Source organism: Oceanobacillus damuensis (genome assembly GCF_001618145.1).
In the GTDB taxonomy this organism is placed as follows: Bacteria; Bacillota; Bacilli; order Bacillales; family Amphibacillaceae; genus Oceanobacillus; species Oceanobacillus damuensis.
In genome coordinates, this window is the sequence record NZ_KV392043.1 from 100,121 (window position 1) to 119,905 (window position 19,785).

Consider the following 19,785-nt stretch of genomic DNA (forward strand, 5'->3'; position numbering starts at 1 on the left):
GAAGGCGGCTATATGTTTATAATAGTTCTAAATGTCTTGCAATTATCTTTAACTTAACTGTTTTTTCTTGTATAGTTAAAGTAGACAGAGAACGTATTAGAGGTTCTGAGGGAGAGGGCGATGTAATTGATACATGGTACAAAAGTCTATAACGAAAAGATAGAAAGAGTATTGAATAATATTAATAAAGTAATGATAGGCAAAGAGGATGTAGCGACCCTGAGCCTTGTAGCTTTACTGGCCGAGGGACATGTGCTGCTCGAAGACGTGCCAGGTGTCGGAAAGACAATGCTCGTTCGAACACTAGCAAAATCACTTGGCTGTGATTTCAAACGAATTCAGTTCACACCAGATTTACTTCCTTCCGACGTCACCGGGGTTTCCATTTACAATCCAAAAGAAATGGAATTTGAATTCCGTGGCGGCCCAATCTTTGGAAATATTATACTTGCAGATGAAATCAATAGAACTTCCCCTAAGACACAGTCATCACTCCTTGAATCAATGGAAGAGAAAAACGTAACTATTGACGGGACAACAAAACCTCTAGAAAAGCCTTTTTTTGTTATGGCTACCCAAAATCCTATTGAATATGAAGGAACATATCCATTGCCAGAAGCACAGCTCGACCGCTTTATTTTAAAATTGAGAATGGGGTATCCATCCTTTGCAGATGAACTTAAGATGCTTGAGAGGACTACAGGAAACCATCCTATCGAAACAATAGAAGCAGTTACAAGCAGAGATGAATTGGTGGAAATGCAAGAAGAAGTAAAGGAAATATACATTGATAGAAATGTACAGCAATATATCATTAATTTGGTTACGAGAACGAGAGAGAACAGTGCAATTTATCTTGGAGTCAGCCCAAGGGGTTCCATCTCTCTGATGAAGGCATCCAAGGCATATGCATACATATACGGCAGGGATTATGTTTTGCCTGATGATGTGAAATTTCTTGCGCCATTCGTACTTTCCCACAGAATCATTTTAACTTCTGAAGCAAGATATGAAGGAGTAACACCTGAAGACACAATAGCGTCCATTGTAAAATCGACACATGTTCCAATACGAAGGGATTTTAGTTGATGAGAGATTCACTCCGGAAGATATGGAATGTTGTGTTCGTTTTAACACTCTTTGCTATACTGTTTTCCTATGCAATGTTTCAGGGGGGATTTGTCAGCTGGTTTCTGTTTTTCAGCTTTTCGCCAATTTTTCTCTACCAAATAGGATTCCTGATGTATTCATTGAAAAAATGGAATGTATCAAGGGATATCTCACATCCTATCATCGAAGCAGGGGGTAGTGTCTCCGCAACTATCAAACTGGAAAGGTCGTTTCCATTTCCACTATACTACTGCATTATTGAAGAGGTTTTTCCTGGATCATTAATGAAGGTCGACAGTGGCAAAGAAAAATACCAATATATAAATCAACCTAATAAGATAAATGTAGAACGTTCGATCAAAAAGATGATTTTTCCTCTTTTCAGGCGCAGTATGAATTTCACCTATTCCATCCAGCAGGTGCCGCGGGGTGAACATCGTTTGCAGGCAGTCCGGATCAGAGCCGGAGATATTTTCGGCTTTGTAATAAAAGAGCATTTATTTGAAGTATCCGATGAAATCATTGCCTATCCAAATAAACGTATACTGAAAATCGCGGAGAAATTCAATAGCTTTGAACAGGGTTCTGTTGCTTCAAATTCTCTTAGCCCGAACAATACAAATGTGACTGCAGGAATTCGTGAATATGCACCAGGGGACCGTTTTTCTTGGATTGATTGGAAACAGACAGCCAGAAAAAATGAAGTGATGATAAAGGAGTTCGAAAAGGAAAAAAGTACGGACGTTCTGCTGGTTCATGATAGTTGTCACGTTGAAGGCATGAATCCTCTTGCTTTTGAAGCCACCATCGAAGTTTGTGTTGCGCTTATGGAGGAATTTCGGAAACAGGATCTTCAGGCGGGTTTGCTTTCCATTGGAGAAAAGACAGCATATTTTAAACCCCACCATCGTATTGGGAACAGCTCCCCAGTAAACCAGCATTTGACTCGACTGCAGCCTGGAGGCACCATGCCATTTTCCGTAAAAGTGAAAGAAGAGATCATGCGAATGGATAAAGGGGATTTGGTTGTTTTCATTATTACGCAACTTGATGAATATTTAAAGCAGACGATCCAACAGTTCAGACTTCGAACAAAACATGTTGTCATTGTTTTAGTAAAGTCCAGTGACTCACTTTCCGTGGAAGAACGACATTTGATCCAACAGCTTCATTATGTCAATGTGGGGATTCAATTGCTGAATGAGACAAAATTAAGTAAGGATCCAATAGAGGTGAAAATAGGATGAATGAGCAAAAAAATATATCGATATTCTTTTACACTACTATTCTATACCTTTGCGGATTCTTCCTGTTTCTTGAATGGCTGTATCCCCTGGAACAGGTTTCAGACACGACTAACAGCATAATTTTTGTCATCTATACATTTTTTTGTTTTTTCATTTCCCTTTTTAAATTACGATGGTGGATTGGTTTGGTTCTTAAAGGATTTGCATTGCTGTTTATCTTAAATGGCTTATATTTTACGGAAGCAATGCTAAGTCCCTTATGGATGGAACAACTATTAATGGAAGTATCATTCAATCTGCAGGTATTATTTTCTGCAGAATGGTATTATCTGACTCCCATGTTTCGCAGCTTCTTGTTCCTGCTGTTGATTTGGCTCATGAGTTACTTATTGTACTATTGGTTTGTCCAAATGAAGCGTGTATTCCTTTTTATCCTGCTGACCTTTATTTATTTGGCTATCCTTGATACATTTACGGTGTATGATGCCTCCATTTCCATCATCAGGGTGTTTGTCATTTCCTTTACAGCCCTTGGAATAGCTAATTTGATTAAGGAAATGGACAGGGAATTTATGCGCTTTGGCTGGCTTAAAAATTCATTCGTATGGTTAATGCCGCTCCTTGCGATTGTTTTTTTCTCTGCCATGATTGGTTTAGCTGCACCAAAGGCTGAGCCGCAGTGGCCCGATCCGGTTCCGTTTATACAAAGCACCGCTGAAAATGCTGGAGGTGGCAATTCAGCTGTTCAGAAGGTTGGTTATGGTGAAGACGATTCCAGACTTGGAGGCTCCTTTATCCAGGATGACAGCCCGGTATTTAATGCGTATACCTCAGAGAACCACTACTGGAGGATAGAAACGAAAGATGTGTATACGGGTAAAGGATGGATTTCTTCTTCAGAACCAAATTATGTCGAACAAAATAATGGTTCCATCGATTTAGATACCTTTGGTGAAGGTGTGGGTGTGGAAGCAGAGAGTGTAGATTCTTATGTAGAGTTTTACGATAATGAAGCGCTTAATAAGCTGGTTTATCCTTATGGAATCAATGAAGTGACTACTGGGGATGAAGCGCAATTTTTCCTTGATACAAATACGGAAGCTATAGAGGCACGGATCAATGGAGCGGTGGCCCATTTGGCAGGATATCATTTGGAATATGATCATCCGTCCTATGAAATGAATACGCTGCGTAACAGCACCAAGGGTGATCCAGAAGAAATTATGGAGCAATATACACAGGTCCCGGATACACTTCCTGGACGTGTCGGTGATCTGGCAGAGGAGATTACTTCAGTCCATGAAACCAGATATGATAAAACAAAAGCAATTGAGCGTTATTTCGCAAGCAATGATTATGTTTACCAAACAACCGATGTCCCCGTTCCATCAGCGAATGAGGATTATGTCGATCAATTTCTTTTCGATTCACAAATTGGATACTGTGATAACTTTTCGACATCGATGGTTATTATGCTTCGCACTCTCGATATACCTGCAAGATGGGCCAAAGGCTTTACCAGCGGAGTTGTAGTTGATGAAGACGGCTCAAACACTATTTATCAGGTAACAAATGCAAATGCTCATTCTTGGGTGGAAGTATACTTTCCTGAGACAGGGTGGGTGCCATTCGAGCCTACGAAGGGATTTTCCAATCTATCTGATTTCCATGTAGATGTGGATAGCAATCCGGAAGAAGGTGAGGGTGATCTCCTGGAAGCGCCCGAAATAGAAACACCCGAACAGCCTGAGACTGATTTACCGGAAGAGGCTGAAGCGGATACTGCCGCGTCAGAGGAAACAGCTGCAAATACTGCAGGCAACATTAATTGGTGGCTGATATTACTGATATTGTCTGTGATCACTGTACCGTCCATATTTATTTATAAAACCAGGTACCGTTGGCAGACGAAGGTGCTTACAGCAAAACTTCATAAAAATAAAGATGCAGAAACGTTCCAGGATGCCTATCATTATCTTATTAAGATACTTGGCGATCATGGATATACAAGGGATCCGGATCAGACGTTACGAGAGTTTGCAGAGCTGGTTGATACAGGGTATTCCACAGATGAAATGGGGCAGCTGACGGGGTATTATGAACAGATGCTTTATAAAAATGGTGCAAATCAACCAAAAATAAATGAAGTTACTCAATTATGGAAAAATTTAATTTACCGTATAATGGGTTGACCTGCCGGAGCTTGGTTAGTAGAATAAGACTTGTGAAAAAAGTAATGTACTAAAACATACAGTATGCTAACAGATGCTTTATGTAGTTTAAATATGCAAATAATAATTATGCCGTTCGTATATCCTCGACAATATGGGTCGAAAGTTTCTACCGGGGCACCGTAAATGCTCTGACTATGAAGGCAGAATCTGGTTTGAATACCTGGATTTCTGCCTTTTTGCAGCTATCTATATGTTATTTTATATAGAATGCAAGAAGGGAAACCAGGTTTTTTTAATAAGCACTTTTCGTGAGTTTTGTTGCATTTAGTTTTTTGCAGTGGATATAAAGTGCGACGCAGGTGTTTTTCCAAGAGCGGTTCATTAGAACTGCTTATCCCGCGTCGCACGTTACATATATTGTTTTTAAGAACAGTTTTTTCTCTGGGACGAGTAAGCGCAGTCCCAAACTTTTAGAAACACCCTTTAATAAAGATAGCACGATGTGGGGAATACTGTACATGAAGCTAATTGCCCGGTACAGCTAAACGAACATCACAAAGCAGATAGGAGATCAATCCATGGAAAATAATGAATTAATCCTCGTACTAGATTTTGGCAGCCAATATAATCAGCTGATCACAAGACGTATCAGAGAGTTTGGCGTATACAGTGAATTGCACTCGCATAAACTGACCGCTGAGGAAATTAAGGAAATGAATCCTAAAGGAATCATTTTATCCGGTGGTCCGCATAGCGTGTACGACGAAAATAGTTTCAGATGTGACCCGGCAATTTTTGATCTCGGTATTCCTATCCTGGGAATATGTTACGGAATGCAGCTCATGGCATTGCATTACAGTGGAACTGTGGAAAAGTCAAAAATTCGGGAATATGGAAAAGCACTTATTGAATTAAATCTTGACCCAACATTATTCAAGGATACTCCAACGAAGCAATCCGTTTGGATGAGCCATGGAGATAAAGTGACTGCAGCACCTCCTTCATTCAAAGTTGATGCAACAAGCGCTTCAACACCGATTGCGGCTATGAGTGATACAGAAAGAGATTTGTATGGGGTGCAATTTCATCCGGAAGTACGACATTCCGAATATGGAAATGATGTATTGAATAACTTTGTCTTTGATGTCTGCCATTGCAAAGGGGACTGGAGTATCGAAAACTTTATCGATATGGAAGTGGAAAACATCCAAAATAAAGTTGGAGACCGTAAAGTGCTTTGTGCATTAAGCGGTGGAGTTGATTCTTCTGTAGTAGCGGCACTTATCCATAAAGCGATTGGTGATCAGCTCACATGTATTTTTGTTGACCATGGTCTGCTTCGGAAAAATGAAGCAGATGATGTAATGAAGGTATTTGCTGAAGATTTCCAGATTAATATTATCAAGGTGGATGCGAAAGATCGTTTCCTTTCCAAACTTGCAGGAGTAACTGATCCGGAGAAAAAACGTAAAATCATTGGTAATGAATTCATCTATGTGTTTGACGATGAAGCTGCGAAATTAAAGGAAATTGATTTCCTTGCACAAGGTACACTGTATACCGATGTGATTGAAAGTGGAACAGAGACAGCGCAGACGATCAAATCACATCATAATGTTGGTGGATTACCGGAAGATATGCAGTTTGAACTGATTGAGCCATTGAATACATTATTTAAAGATGAAGTCCGTGAACTGGGATCACAGCTTGGTATTCCAGACCGGATTGTATGGCGTCAACCATTTCCAGGTCCTGGACTTGCAATCCGGATATTGGGTGAAGTAACTGAAGAAAGACTTAAAATCGTGCGTGAGTCGGATGCTGTGTTACGTGAAGAAATCGCAAAAGCAGGTCTTGACCGTGACATTTGGCAGTATTTCACTGTTTTACCAAATATAAAAAGTGTCGGTGTAATGGGTGATGCCAGAACGTATGATCATACAATCGGAATCCGTGCAGTCACATCCATTGATGGGATGACCTCTGATTGGGCCCGTATACCGTGGGATGTACTCGAAAAAATATCAACTAGATTGGTTAATGATGTCGAGCATATCAATCGTGTTGTGTATGATGTTACGAGTAAGCCGCCAGCGACGATTGAATGGGAGTAGGGGAAGTGCCTTCAGCCTTAGGTTGAAGGTATTTTCTTTTTGATTAAATTCTAGAAAAGTCCCATAAAACGAACAAATCACACGTTATTTCCGTTTATTGTTCGTATTTTATTGACATGGATTAAAATGGTTAGTAATATAGTATTGTAATTTAATAAAAAAGCGTATAATTTCGGGGATATGGCCCAGAGTTTCTACCAGACTGCCGTAAATGGTCTGACTACGCGGAATAAAGTGATTGGCCATTCGGTTAAGCACTGCTTGTTCTGTATAGTAAAAGTAGCACTCCTGGGGGAAATCCAAGGGTGTTTTTTTAGGCAGGTAGGAAAGGATAAACTTGCAAACCTACATAAACTAATGTATAGGAAACATTTCTATTGCGTGAATGCAATGAAGACTCGCCCTTCAGCAGGCATGGGCATTTGCCAAGTTTTCCGTGGATTTATCCCGTATGTTACAGGAAGTTATTTAAAGTGCACTTTATATTAATTAGGAGGAGTTTCGAATGAAGGAGTATTTTCAGTTTGAAAAACTTGGTACAAGCTATAAAACGGAATTTATGGCTGGTTTGACAACATTTCTAGCTATGGCTTACATTCTTTTTGTCAATCCATCCATTTTAAGTGAAGCGGGAATGGATGATGGGGCAGTATTTGCAGCAACTGCGATTGCAGCAGCAGTCGGTTCTATCCTGATGGGACTTATAGCTAAATACCCTATCGTTCTTGCACCGGGTATGGGACTGAATGCATTTTTTGCCTACACGGTTGTACTAGGCTATGGAATCCCTTGGGAAACAGCATTGGCTGGTGTTTTGGCATCTGGACTTATTTTTATTGTATTAACATTAACTGGAATTCGGGAAAAAGTTATTAATGCCATTCCAGCTAGCTTGAAAATGGCTGTTGGAGCAGGGATTGGACTATTTATTGCATTTATTGGCTTACAGAATTCAGGTATCGTCGTATCAGATCCGGCAACAATGCTTGCTTTGGGTGACCTTACTTCTCCAACGGTACTATTGGCTGTTTTTGGTGTAGTTGTCTCTGTTATCTTACTTACTTTTGGTTTTAAAGCAGGGATTTTCTACGGAATGATCATTACTGCTATTACAGGGATGATTGTTGGATTGATTGGTGTTCCATCTGGAATTGGTGGCATTGTAAGTGGTGTTCCAAGTGTGGCACCAACTTTCGGTCAGGCTTTCCTGCATTTTGGTGATATTTTCACGATAGAAATGTTGGTTGTCATTTTAACATTCTTGTTCGTAGACTTTTTTGACACCGCAGGGACACTTGTTGCAGTAACATCTCAGGCTGGTTTGACGAAGGATAACAAACTGCCGCGTGCCGGAAAAGCGTTATTTGCAGATTCAGCTGCAACTGTAGTCGGTGCAACTGTCGGTACATCTACTACAACCTCTTATGTAGAATCGACAGCAGGTGTCGGTGTAGGTGGTCGTACTGGATTCACAGCAATCGTTGCTGCAGGATTTTTCCTGCTTGCACTATTCTTCTCACCTTTACTGAGTGTTGTCACGTCAGAAGTAACTGCACCAGCATTGATTATCGTCGGTGTCATGATGGCATCCTCGTTGAAACATATCGAATGGGACGAGTTTGAAACTGCAGTGCCAGCGTTCTTGACGGTATTGATGATGCCATTAACATATAGCATCGCTACAGGGATTGCAATCGGATTTATTTTCTATCCAATTACAATGATTGTAAAAGGTCGAGCAAAAGAAATACATCCGATCATGTATGGCTTGTTCGTAGTCTTTGTTCTGTATTTTATATTCTTGAGCTAGAAATATTATTAGGGGCTGAATCCATGTGGGTTCAGCCCTTTTTTGGCAAGTAAGAAAGTACAAACATTCTTTCTTGGATAAGTGCAACTAAAGCAATTTATCGTTATCATACGATAACTTCAAGAGAGAATAAAATAATTCCCCTTGGATACGGGCCATTCGACAAATTCCAACAAAAACCGGGAAGTGACAGGCACCTAATCGAGTTCTTTGCCGTAAGGGAGGAGGTGGTAGGTTAGGAGTAGGGCTGTTCCTGCAGCTGCTATCCATCCCATATAGATGTACATGGTGTCTCCGCCAAAGTTTTCAATGATTGGACCACCGGCAAGGGAACCAATGATTCCAGATAAACCGAAATATACGGAGAAAAATACAAGATGTCCGGTTGATTGCAATAACTTTGGAATCAACCTAGTCACATAATCGAACGCCGCTGTGTAGAATACACCAAAGGTTAATCCGTGCATGAATTGGAGTGCGACGATATACATCGGATCGCTTACAGTGGCATAAAGGAACCAGCGTACCGTATACAGGAAGGCAGCCCCAATGATAAATATCATGGCATGGTACTTTCTAAACCATAAACCAGCCAATGCAAATACTGCTGCTTCTGCAATAACCCCGGCAAACCAAGCTATTCCTACCATGCCCTCCGTTCCGCCGAGCTCTGTTATATAAATTGCCATATAGTAATCATTCATCCGGTGTGTAACGGTGATGAACACGATAACTGCCAAAAAGATAAGGAAAGGTTTATTTTTGACAATTCTGCTCAAATCTTTTAATTTAATCGGTTGAGCATCAACCTTTACATCTTTTAAAGGCAACAATGTAATTAAAGCAAAAGATCCAAATAACAAATAGACCCAGACCATATATTCAATACCGAACTTGGCAAATATTTCTCCGACAAGCAGGGATGACAGGGCAAAACCGACCGATCCCCACATCCGGATGGAACCAAAAGATACGCCTAGTTCGGTGGACCTGCGTTGTGCCAGACTGTCTGTAAGTGCACCAACTGGTGTGGCGAAAAAGTAGAATAGCGCACCCATAAAAAGAATGGTTGGCAATGTGTCCATTTGAAAGAAAAGCGTACCTCCAATGAGCAATCCGATTATGCAAACAAGCAATATTTTTTTAACTGTTTTATATTTATCACTTAAATATCCCCAAAATGGCTGTGCAAGTATCGATGCAAGTGATTCAACAGCAAGTACCCAGCCGATCTGTGTACCATTTAAGCCGCGAAACTGCAGATATAAAGGTAAAAAACTAATGAGAATCGTATTTGATGCATGATAGCTAATAAATAAGGTTTTTAACGGTATTAATGATTCCTTTTTTGACAAATTCGTTCAGCTCTCCTGACTTCTAAAAGCGGTGGCTTTCATCGGAATAGCACATCCGCACAAATTATTTTACTTACTAACTATATCACGATTGTTTGCAGTTAAATAGAATAGATAAGTAAAACATTTAAAGATTAAGCCAATCGAACTGGTTATCGATTGAAAAATAAATTAAACTGATGGAAGATGATATGGAAAGAGGGAAGTGTGATGAAACCGATTATTGGTGTTACAGCATCCATGGAAACGGATAGAGCCTATTATGCAGTTGCAAACAGGAATATGAAAGCTATTATGACAACGGGAGGAATCCCGATGATTTTGCCTTATTTTAGAGATGAGGCTGATGCAGACCACATAGTAGATCGAATTGACGGGTTGTATGCTACAGGAGGATATGACATCGATCCAATTCTTTTTGATGAAGAGCCCCACCCTAAACTTGGGACAATTATTCCTGAGCGGGATCAGACGGAACTAATCTTAATGAAAAAAATGCTTGAAAAGAACAAACCGATCCTCGGAGTATGCAGAGGAAGTCAGGTTTTGAATATCGCTGCCGGCGGTGATATGTATCAGGATATCTATTCTCAAATTAACGCCGATCTATTGCAGCATTCACAAAAAGCCCCTTTTGATTATTGTTCCCATTTTGTGGAAGTCCAAGAAGGCTCATTACTGCATCGTTTGACAGAGCGAGACAAATTTCGAATAAACAGCTTTCACCATCAGGCGAACAGATCTGTTCCAGAAGATTTTCAGATTAGCGGAAAAGCAAGTGATGGCATTATTGAAGCAATTGAAAGTAAGTCCCACTCATTTGTGCTTGGCCTGCAGTGGCACCCGGAAGCTTTAATTCATGATGAAAGTGATCCATCCCTTAAAATCTATCAAGGTTTTATTGAAGCGTGCAGGAAGCCATCATAAAGAAACGGGACTGGGGCATCACTAAAAACAACCTAAGCAATCTTTTAAAAAACCCGAATCAATTCGAATTCTGACATTCGAATTGGTTCGGATTTTTCTATTATTAAACCACTCTTATCCTAGCTCCGTTCCAACCTGAATGGTGGATTATTTCCAAACGGTATCAATAAATTCATCTCTTCCGGACTCTGCGCGATCCTCTTCGTATTCCTTCTTATTTTTCTTGTAGAAGTCCTGATGGTAATCCTCTGCTGAATAAAATACTTCTGCCGGGATCACTTGTGTTACAATCGGTTTCGAAAATTTGCCACTTGCAGCAAGCTCCTGTTTGGAAGCCTCGGCTAGATTTTTTTGTTCTTCATCTTGATAAAAAATTGCAGTTCTGTACTGGTCTCCTCTGTCGGCAAATTGCCCACCATCATCAGTCGGGTCGATTTGTTTCCAAAAAAGATCAAGCATTGTCTCGTAGGAAATAATTTGCGGATCATAGGTGATCTCCACTGCTTCCAAATGTCCTGTATTCCCCTGTTTTACTTCTTCGTAGGAAGGATTTTCTACATGGCCGCCAGTATATCCTGAAATTACACTGTGGACACCATCCCACTGATCAAATGGTTTAACCATACACCAAAAGCAGCCGCCAGCGAATGTCGCTTTTTTTATTGTCATAATTGTTTTCCCCCAAAGTGTATTTAGTATGTTTCGTATATTTTTTTTAGTAGAATAAAATTAATATAACATATATGTAAAGCAGGTGACATAGTGGAAGAGCCATATGTACATAAAATTTTTCTTGTAAAACAGGAACTCAAAGGTCCTTTCCTTTTAAGAAAGCATGGATTCTTGAACGAAATTGATATTCATAAATCGAAAAGCCTTGGAATGGACAAGGCTGTGTTCACGTATCCAATTAAACATTATTCAGAGGACCATACAGAAGGAAGAAACTCCGAGGACAGCATGGGGACCATTGGAGAAAATTTTGCAGTGCTTGAAATGGATGAGTTCACCGTTTTTATTGGTGATACATTCCGAATGGGTGAAGCAATTATTCAAGTATCACAGCCTGGGCCTGTTACGGCCAAACATCTGCAGAACGGGTTGAACACAGGTTGGTACTTCCGGGTTGTCCAGGAGGGGGAGATTCGTGGAGGAACAGATTTGGAACTGATTGACCGCCCATACCCGCAATGGTCGATTGCCGCATGTACGGAAGTCATTTTTTTGGATAAGCATAATTTACGGGCAGCAGACGAGTTATATTCCTGTGAACTCCTCGGTGGAATTTGGAGAAATTCCCTACGGAAAAGACTGAGAGGTTTTTAAGACGATTTGTTCACATACATAAACTGCCACATCCATTTTCATAGTAAAGAACTCGTGACGATGTTCCATCAGAATAAGTTCGGCAAAAAACATCCCATGCCACAGAAAGAACTGATTGTAAAAATGAATAAAGGGTATATAAACATTAAATATGTGAAAATAACCATTATATAATAGAGGGCAGTGGAATATTTCCAACCTATTTCAAATTCATGTATGCTTATAGAATAGACACTAGGAGGGATGACGTTGTTGGAAAATGCATTCATAATGGTAGCAATCATCTTTGTCATCAATGTCGTATATGTATCATTATCGACGGTACGTATGATTCTTACATTGAAGGGACGCCGGTATATAGCTGCATTGGTAAGTATGTTTGAAGTTGTGATCTATGTTGTCGGGCTTGGCTTGGTGCTCGATAACTTAAATGAAATTCAGAATCTGATTGCCTACGCTGTCGGTTTTGGAACTGGTGTAATTGCAGGTACAAAAATTGAAGAAAAACTGGCACTGGGTTATATAACGGTTAATGTTGTTTCAACAAATCCAGATCTTAATTTCACTCGGAAAATAAGGGAAAAGGGGTATGGTGTAACGAGCTGGTCCTCCTATGGGATGGATGGAGATCGGCTGTCCATGCAAATCCTGACGCCGAGAAAATATGAACTCAAACTATATGAATTTATTCAGGAGATTGATCCAAAGGCTTTCATCATATCCTACGAACCAAAACAAATACATGGCGGTTTCTGGGTGAAGCAGGTGCGTAAAGGCAGATTGATGAATCCAAAGAAAAAACCTGCCGGGAAAAGTAATCCAATAAAACCGGAAACGGAAGTTCAACCCGAAACAATGCCAGGCAAAAAAGAATAACAATGAGAATGAGCATATCTGAATTAAAGGTATGCTCATTTGTTTGCAGACAGGAAAGTATAAAACCTTTCTTTCTGCATAAGTGCAACTAAGGCTGTTTTCTAAGCAGGCCAATCATATTCTATTCGATCGGAAGTAGGAATAATATTGAATATATTAGATAAAACCAATCAAATCAAGTGAATTTTGTGATAAAATAATAGAAGATTAAGACAAATCAAAAAGGGGGGTACAGCATTTGAGGACGATACCAATCATTCAAAGTCAGCTTGCACCGCCACAGGTGAGAGAACGATTTGTACAGCGGAGCAAATTAAATAAAAAGCTGGTGAACATCCAGAAATATCCTTTGACACTGCTATATGCTGGTGCTGGTTATGGAAAAAGCACAGCATTATCCTTGTTTGTTCAAACGATAAATAAAGATGTCTGCTGGTATTCTGTTTCTCGAAATGATGCCGCTATCCTGCCATTTTTAAGCAAACTTGCCCAATCGGTCAGACAAAGCCATGTTGATTTTGGTGATTCGATTTTTCAAGAACTGGAAAGCCTCGATAAATATGTTGAATTGGAACATATTTATTCACTGGCGACATCCTTTATCAATGAAATCATTAATTTGCAGGAAGAAGTCATTCTTGTTTTGGATGATTTTCATTATGCTGCAAATTCCAGCGAGATTGAAAACTGGATGCTGTATTTATTTGACCATATTCCTTCAAATCTCCATATTATACTGTCCAGCAGGAAAAAACCAAGGTGGGAAATACTTCCCAAATTGAAGGTGAAGGGGGATTTACTCGAAATAACGCAATTGGATCTAATCTTTTCCCCTGAAGAAATGCATTACATTCTGGAAGATGTACACAACGTGAAAGTGACAGAACAAGAGGCAACTAAAATCTACCAGCTGACGGAAGGTTGGGCGATTGCATTTAATATGCTTATCCAGCAAATCAATGCGGGTACATCGCTGGAAAAGATCTTTGCGAATCAAAAGAGATCATTGAGGGATCTCTTTGACTACCTCGCTGCGGAAGTATTGACGAAGCAGTCCTTCATCATTCAGCAGTTTCTCATGCAGTCGAGCATATTCGACGTTCTCACTCCTGAAGTATGTGATGAAGTATTGCGTATAAACGGTTCAGAAGATATATTGTCAGGCCTGGTAGAGCAGAACTTGTTCATTGTTGAAGGTGAGAGCGGTTATTACAGGTATCATGCACTTTTTAAAGCTTTTTTGGAAAATCTTTTAGTGAAGAAACATGAAAGCGAATACAGTGAATTGCATTTCCGTGCAGCCAGCTATTTTGAAAAAAACGATGATATGGAATCAGCACTCACCCATTACCAGAAAGTAAAGGAATATCCGGCGATTGCACATTTGCTGAAAGATAATGGAATGGACATGCTGCATTCGGGGAGGATTAAAACACTCTATGATCTATTGGTGGATTTGCCGGAGGTTCATAAAGCCCAGCATCCGGTCCTTTACTTTTATCAGGGGGAAATTGAACGCTACCACTCATTATATGAATTGGCGGTGAATCATTATGAACAGATTCTTCATTTACTGCCTCAGCAATCAAAGGAGAACCATTATCTCCGCAGTCTGGCGTTAGAAGGGATGGCACGTATTTACCTTGATACAATCCAGCCAGATAAAGCAGAACGATTTGTGAATCAAGCAATCCAGTACCGTGAGAAAGCCGAGGCACTGCCGGAGGATATGGCACAATTGTATTTGCTGATGGCAGAAAATTTGCTGAACGCCGGTAAAGCGTCCAAAGCAGAAGCATGGTTTGAACGGGCAAAGCGGCTTAATCTGCCGATAGAGGAAAATAATTTACAATCAAGAATTTACCTCCGCACCGGGCGGTTGGATAAGGCAAGAGCGAATTTACTGGAGAGAAAAAAGGGAGCAAATCACAATGAGCAGAAGCATTTGCCTCAATCCCATCGTGAGACGGATATAATTTTAAGCATTATTGAAGCTTTTATGGGCAATGCCGAGATAAGCAAGCAGCTTGCTTCCGAGGGGATTCAATTAGGTCTCTCCATACAGGCACCTTTTGTGGAGGCTTGCGGCTGGATGCGAATGGGTCATGCGGTTCAATTGACAGATCATTATGATCCGGATTTGGCAATTCAATGTTATGAAACGGCACTTGAGATTATGGGTAAAATAAATATTTCGAGAGGGAAAGCTGAACCGTATATGGGACTTTCCATTCTGTATGGCAAAAGACAGGAATATAACAGGGCAAGGGATCATGCCGTTAAAGGGTTGAAAGAAACCGAAAAAGTAAATGATCGCTGGCTAAGTGCACTGATCAAGCTTGGGATGACGATAACCGAGGTTTATAATCATAATTTTGAACAGGCCTGGTTAATAAATGAACAAGTACGGTCTGATATGAAATCCTGTGGAGATCGCTATGGAATGATGGTAACCGCTTTTTGGGGTGCTTACATCGCTTTTGAAAGAGATGAGGAAAAACATTTCAAGAAAGAAATGGAACGTTTTCTCCATGACGTACAGACCGAGGATTATGAGTTTTTCTTAAAGCGAAAAACAATCTTTGGGCCGGCAGATATGCAAAATATTGCACCGATGCTATTGAAGGCAAACGAGCTTGGTATTGCACAGCAATATGTTTCCAGGTTATTGTACGAGCTTAATTTAAGTGAATCCGTTAAAAATCACCCAGGTTTTACATTAAGGATCAGTACACTTGGACAATTTAGAATATGGCTTGGCACGAAACAAATAGAACCACAGGATTGGCAGAGAGGAAAAGCGAAGGAATTATTGGAACTGCTTATAACGAACCGCGATAAATTGCTGCAAAAAGAAGAGATTTTCCAATTCCTATGGCCTGATCAGGATGAAGCAAATGTAAATAAAAGCTTTAAAGTAGCTCTGAATGCTTTGTTGAAAGTATTGGAGCCTCACAGGAAGGCAAGGGAGGAATCATTCTTTATAACGAGGGAAGGCAGTGCCTACGGATTAAATCCGGATTCGGGATATGAGTTGGATTGCATGAAATTTGAGGGCTGGATGCTGAAAGGTCTGAATGAAAAGGACCCAAAACATGCAATGGAATTACTTGAGAAGGGACTGAAGCTATATCAGGGGGATTTCTTGTCAGACCTCCGCTTTACAACCTGGTGTCAGGCAGAGAGGGAACGTCTTCAGCAGCTGTTTTTGAGAGGTGCGGAGAAAATGGCTCAGCATGCAGTGAGGCTATCGCAATTTAATGTTAGTATGGCTTGGAGTGAGAGAATATTGGTCATCGATCGCACATGGGAAGAGGCCTATCGTCTGATGATGTATAGCTATTATCAGAACAATAACCGCCCACAGGCAATTAAGTGGTATGAAAAATGCTGTGAGGCACTTTATGCAGAGCTTGGTGTCGAGCCGATGGAATCTACAGAAGACATGTATCAGCTGATTATGGAATCGGAAGCATTGGATGCTTACTGAAAATGCCTTAATTTGAAGAAGGTGTCCCGAGAACAGGGGGACTATTCAAATTAAGGCATTATGGGTTAACACTCCTCATGCTGGAAAAAGCAATTTTCTATTTAAAACAGTTTAAAAGAGGAGTTATGCTTCTAAGAAAAAAATTTTTAATAACGCTTGTTATTTATCTGAAAGTTTTGTATAATCTAAAACTGAGAGGTGATTCATATGTCAGAAATAAAAGAAAACCAGTTAACATCAAAAGGTATGAAAACGAGGCAGAAGATTTTGGATACTGCCGAAGAGATTATCGGGGAAAAGGGATATTTTGAAACATCCATCGTTGAAATTACTGTAAAGGCTGGTGTTGCACAAGGTACTTTTTATAATTATTTTCCTACGAAAAAATCAATTTATGATGAACTCGTCTATCAAATGAGTTCAAGCCTGCGCTATCAGATCAAATTAGCAATGGAAGAAAAATCATCATTCGAAGAGAAACAGAGAGCTGGATTTCTGGCGTTTTTTGATTGGGTAATTAATCATCGCAATTTGTACAGCATTATTCAACAATCGGTATTGGTTGATAAGAATCTATATCGCTGGTATTACGAAAAGATTGCGAATGGCTTTATTAAATCGATTGAGGAAGCGATAGACATTCGGGAATGTAAACCTCTTAATCCTGAAACGATCGCATATTGCTTAATGGGGATTGGTCAATTTATCGGAATGCGCTGGGTTTACTGGGAACAGCAACCAGTCCCAGATAATGTTTTGGATGAGGTTATGGAAGTAATCTTCAATGGACTGAATCGTGAGGGGGAAAATTAAGTGGAAGCCATTTCTTACTGGATTCATAAACGAGCATTTATAACACCAGATCGAATAGCATTAATTAGTGAGAAAGATAAGTATACCTACAAAGAACTTTCCAAAAGGATTAATCAGATGGCCGCAATGCTTCAGAAAAATTTTACCCTTCATAAAGGCGACCGAATAGCTATACTTTCCCAAAATCGTGAAGAATATATGATTTCCTATTTTGCCATTGCTCAGCTGGGATTGGTTGCTGTCCCGCTAAATATTCGTCTGACGGCAGCGGAATTAGCATTTCAACTAACGGACAGTGGGGCAAAAACAATCCTTTTCGAGGAGGAAACAGCTGAATTATACAATGCCATCTGTGAACATGTTGTTTTCGAAAACGCTTACTGCTATGACGACGGAAATAACATTAGTAATGTAAAAGTAGAGGGTGTACATGTCGATGCTGCAAACGATCCGTTTATTATATGTTATACCTCTGGAACAACCGGAAGACCTAAAGGAGCAGTATTGACACAAGAGAATATGTTTTGGAATGCGATCAATTGCCAGTACGCCATAGACATCACCTCTGAGGATCAAGTAATTGTCCTTCTGCCTTTGTTCCATATCGGTGGGATTGGGTTATTTGCATTTCCCACATTACTTACTGGAGGTACGGTGATTATACCTGGAAGATTTGACCCTGGTTATACGATCCAATTAATTGAAGAATTCAGTGTAACGATTGTGATGGGAGTCCCGACAATACTCGATGCTATGCGCAAACATGCATTATTTGAAAAAGCAAACTTTGCATCTGTGAGGTGGTTTTACAGTGGTGGCGCACCTTGTCCGAAAGAACTCATAGATGCCTATCTCGATAGTGGCTTGCCTTTTGGCCAGGGAATGGGGATGACCGAAGCAGCACCGACGATTTTTATGCTTTCCAAGGAGGACTATAAAACAAAAATAGGTTCGATCGGAAAGCCAGTCTTGTTTTGTGACATTTCTATCGTTGATGAAGACGGCAATCAAGTTAAGCGTGGGGAAATAGGAGAGCTTCTCATAAAAGGACCAAATATCATGAAGGAGTATTGGGGACTACCCGAAAAAACGAATGAAGCGATCCGAGACGGCTGGTTTCATTCGGGTGACTTAATGAAACAAGATGAGGAAGGGTTCATTTATGTAGCCGGCAGGAAAAAAGATATGATTATTTCTGGTGGAGAAAATATCTATCCATTAGAAATCGAACAGGTACTTAACGAAATGGCTCAAATTAATGAAGCTGCTGTCGTCGGAGCAGAGGATGATAAATGGGGAGAGGTTCCTATTGCTTTCGTCTCGTTAAATCACAGCGAAACGATAGATGAACAAGAAATAAAGTCCTACTGCGGGATGAAACTAGCAAAGTACAAAGTACCTAAAGAAGTGGTATTTATCGATGAGATTCCTAAAAATGCCACAGGCAAAATCAACAAGAAAGCATTGAAAATGAAATGGAAGGGGGCAGAGAGATGATTGGTATTCAAGCAACTAGTATTTATGAACCTGAACAGAAAGAAAATGCAGCAGTGCTGGCACGCAAAACAGGCATCCCGGAACAGGTAATTATAGATAAGTTCGGCCTCTATGAGAAAAGGATTGCACCTGATCATATGCATGCGTCCGATCTGGCGATTGCTGCAGGGAAGAAGATTTTAACGGAAGTAGATCCGAAAACAATTGATGTTGTCATTTACTTTGGAAGCCCTTTCAAAGATTATCAGATCTGGACGGCTTCATCGAAAATCCAATATGAGCTACAGACCACCAATGCCTATTCGTTTGAAATGATGAATGTAAGTTCATGCTTTCCAATAGCCGTCAAGATCGCAAAAGATATGCTTCATTCTGATGAAAATGTAAGCAATATTTTACTTGTCGGAGGATCGAAGGAATCGATGATCGTCAATTATGACAATCCTCGTTCAAGGTTCATGTTTAACTTTGCCGATGGTGGAGCAGCAGCCTTGATAACAAAGAATGCGACAAAGAGCGAAATACTTGCTTCGTCAATTATAACCGATGGCTCATTTAGTGAAGATGTACTTGCCCTTGGGGGTGGATCAGTACATCCAATAAGCTCAGAAGTAGTTCAACAAAAAATGCAATATATTGATGTTCCTGACCCAGCAAGTATGAAAGAACGCTTAGACCTTGTGTCCATGGAGAATTTTACAAAGGTCATCAAACAATCACTAGAGAGAAGTGGATTAACGCTTGATGAATTAAAGGTGCTCCTGCCGCTCCATACGAAAAAATCAATGTTTACGGAAATGCTTGAGAGAGTAGGTTTAAAAGAAGAGCAGGCTATCTATCTAACACATCATGGGCATATGTCGGCTCTTGACCCTTGTTATGGATTATATCTGGCTGAGGAAAGTGGGATGCTGAAAAGAGGTGATATTGCGGTCATCGTCTCTGCTGGAACTGGTTATACATGGGCAGCAACAGCAATACGTTGGTTTGGTTGAAGTACCTTTTGTAACTTTCCTGTAACTTGTTCTTTTTATGATAGCAGTATG

General features: G+C 40.2%; 14 protein-coding genes and 2 riboswitches. Of the genes, 12 read left to right on the top strand and 2 right to left on the bottom strand.

What is annotated here, in order from left to right; all coding sequences use genetic code 11:
* Nucleotides 1–126 precede the first annotated feature (126 nt).
* The 5 genes from A4245_RS01980 to A4245_RS02000 all read left to right on the top strand — a co-directional run bounded on the left by A4245_RS01980 (nt 127) and on the right by A4245_RS02000 (nt 8,455).
* Nucleotides 127–1,089, top strand: a complete 963-nt coding sequence (locus A4245_RS01980) for an AAA family ATPase (protein ID WP_067725166.1) — start codon at nt 127–129, stop codon at nt 1,087–1,089.
* Nucleotides 1,089–2,357, top strand: coding sequence for a DUF58 domain-containing protein (locus A4245_RS01985; RefSeq protein ID WP_067725168.1), 1,269 nt, complete (start codon nt 1,089–1,091; stop codon nt 2,355–2,357). The genes A4245_RS01980 and A4245_RS01985 overlap by 1 nt, the downstream gene beginning before the upstream one ends.
* On the top strand, nt 2,354–4,549 hold the full coding sequence (locus A4245_RS01990) for a transglutaminase TgpA family protein (RefSeq protein ID WP_067725170.1): 2,196 nt from the start codon (nt 2,354–2,356) through the stop codon (nt 4,547–4,549). Before A4245_RS01985 ends, A4245_RS01990 begins: the two co-directional genes overlap by 4 nt.
* Nucleotides 4,550–4,644: 95 nt before the next feature.
* A riboswitch (purine riboswitch) is annotated at nt 4,645–4,746 on the top strand.
* Between the two features lie 363 nt (nt 4,747–5,109).
* Nucleotides 5,110–6,645, top strand: a complete 1,536-nt coding sequence (guaA, locus tag A4245_RS01995; RefSeq protein ID WP_067725172.1) for a glutamine-hydrolyzing GMP synthase — start codon at nt 5,110–5,112, stop codon at nt 6,643–6,645.
* Nucleotides 6,646–6,787: 142 nt separating this feature from the next.
* Nucleotides 6,788–6,888, top strand: a riboswitch (purine riboswitch).
* A 262-nt stretch (nt 6,889–7,150) separates the two neighbouring features.
* On the top strand, nt 7,151–8,455 hold the full coding sequence (locus tag A4245_RS02000; protein WP_067725174.1) for an NCS2 family permease: 1,305 nt from the start codon (nt 7,151–7,153) through the stop codon (nt 8,453–8,455).
* Nucleotides 8,456–8,652: 197 nt separating this feature from the next.
* Here the strand turns inward: A4245_RS02000 and A4245_RS02005 are convergent, their stop codons facing one another.
* Nucleotides 8,653–9,810, bottom strand: coding sequence for an MFS transporter (locus A4245_RS02005; RefSeq protein ID WP_067725176.1), 1,158 nt, complete (start codon nt 9,808–9,810; stop codon nt 8,653–8,655).
* Between the two features lie 210 nt (nt 9,811–10,020).
* Between A4245_RS02005 and A4245_RS02010 the strand changes: the two genes are divergently transcribed.
* Entirely contained in the window at nt 10,021–10,737 is a 717-nt protein-coding gene (locus A4245_RS02010) for a gamma-glutamyl-gamma-aminobutyrate hydrolase family protein (protein WP_067725178.1), read from the top strand.
* Nucleotides 10,738–10,884: 147 nt separating this feature from the next.
* On the opposite strand, the gene msrA is transcribed toward A4245_RS02010, so the two are convergent.
* Nucleotides 10,885–11,406 carry a peptide-methionine (S)-S-oxide reductase MsrA gene (gene msrA / locus A4245_RS02015; protein WP_067725180.1) on the bottom strand — a complete coding sequence of 174 codons (522 nt, stop codon included), beginning with the start codon at nt 11,404–11,406 and terminating at the stop codon, nt 10,885–10,887.
* 93 nt (nt 11,407–11,499) lie between these two features.
* Here msrA and A4245_RS02020 point away from each other — a divergent pair, with 93 nt between their 5' ends.
* The 6 genes from A4245_RS02020 (at nt 11,500) to A4245_RS02045 (ending at nt 19,734) form a co-directional block, all read left to right on the top strand.
* Nucleotides 11,500–12,063, top strand: coding sequence for an MOSC domain-containing protein (locus tag A4245_RS02020; RefSeq protein WP_067725182.1), 564 nt, complete (start codon nt 11,500–11,502; stop codon nt 12,061–12,063).
* A 249-nt stretch (nt 12,064–12,312) separates the two neighbouring features.
* Nucleotides 12,313–12,939 (top strand): DUF2179 domain-containing protein, encoded by a 627-nt coding sequence (locus A4245_RS02025; RefSeq protein WP_067725184.1) that lies wholly within the window; start codon nt 12,313–12,315, stop codon nt 12,937–12,939.
* Nucleotides 12,940–13,177: 238 nt separating this feature from the next.
* Nucleotides 13,178–16,429, top strand: a complete 3,252-nt coding sequence (locus tag A4245_RS02030; protein ID WP_067725186.1) for an AfsR/SARP family transcriptional regulator — start codon at nt 13,178–13,180, stop codon at nt 16,427–16,429.
* A 207-nt stretch (nt 16,430–16,636) separates the two neighbouring features.
* Nucleotides 16,637–17,242: a TetR/AcrR family transcriptional regulator gene (locus tag A4245_RS02035; RefSeq protein WP_067725188.1), complete on the top strand. Its 606-nt coding sequence runs from the start codon at nt 16,637–16,639 to the stop codon at nt 17,240–17,242.
* A complete protein-coding gene (gene menE, locus A4245_RS02040) occupies nt 17,243–18,739 on the top strand; it encodes an o-succinylbenzoate--CoA ligase (RefSeq protein ID WP_067725190.1) in 1,497 nt (498 codons plus the stop codon). It begins immediately after the preceding gene.
* Nucleotides 18,736–19,734, top strand: coding sequence for a 3-oxoacyl-ACP synthase (locus A4245_RS02045; RefSeq protein ID WP_199860637.1), 999 nt, complete (start codon nt 18,736–18,738; stop codon nt 19,732–19,734). The genes menE and A4245_RS02045 overlap by 4 nt, the downstream gene beginning before the upstream one ends.
* Nucleotides 19,735–19,785 lie beyond the last annotated feature (51 nt).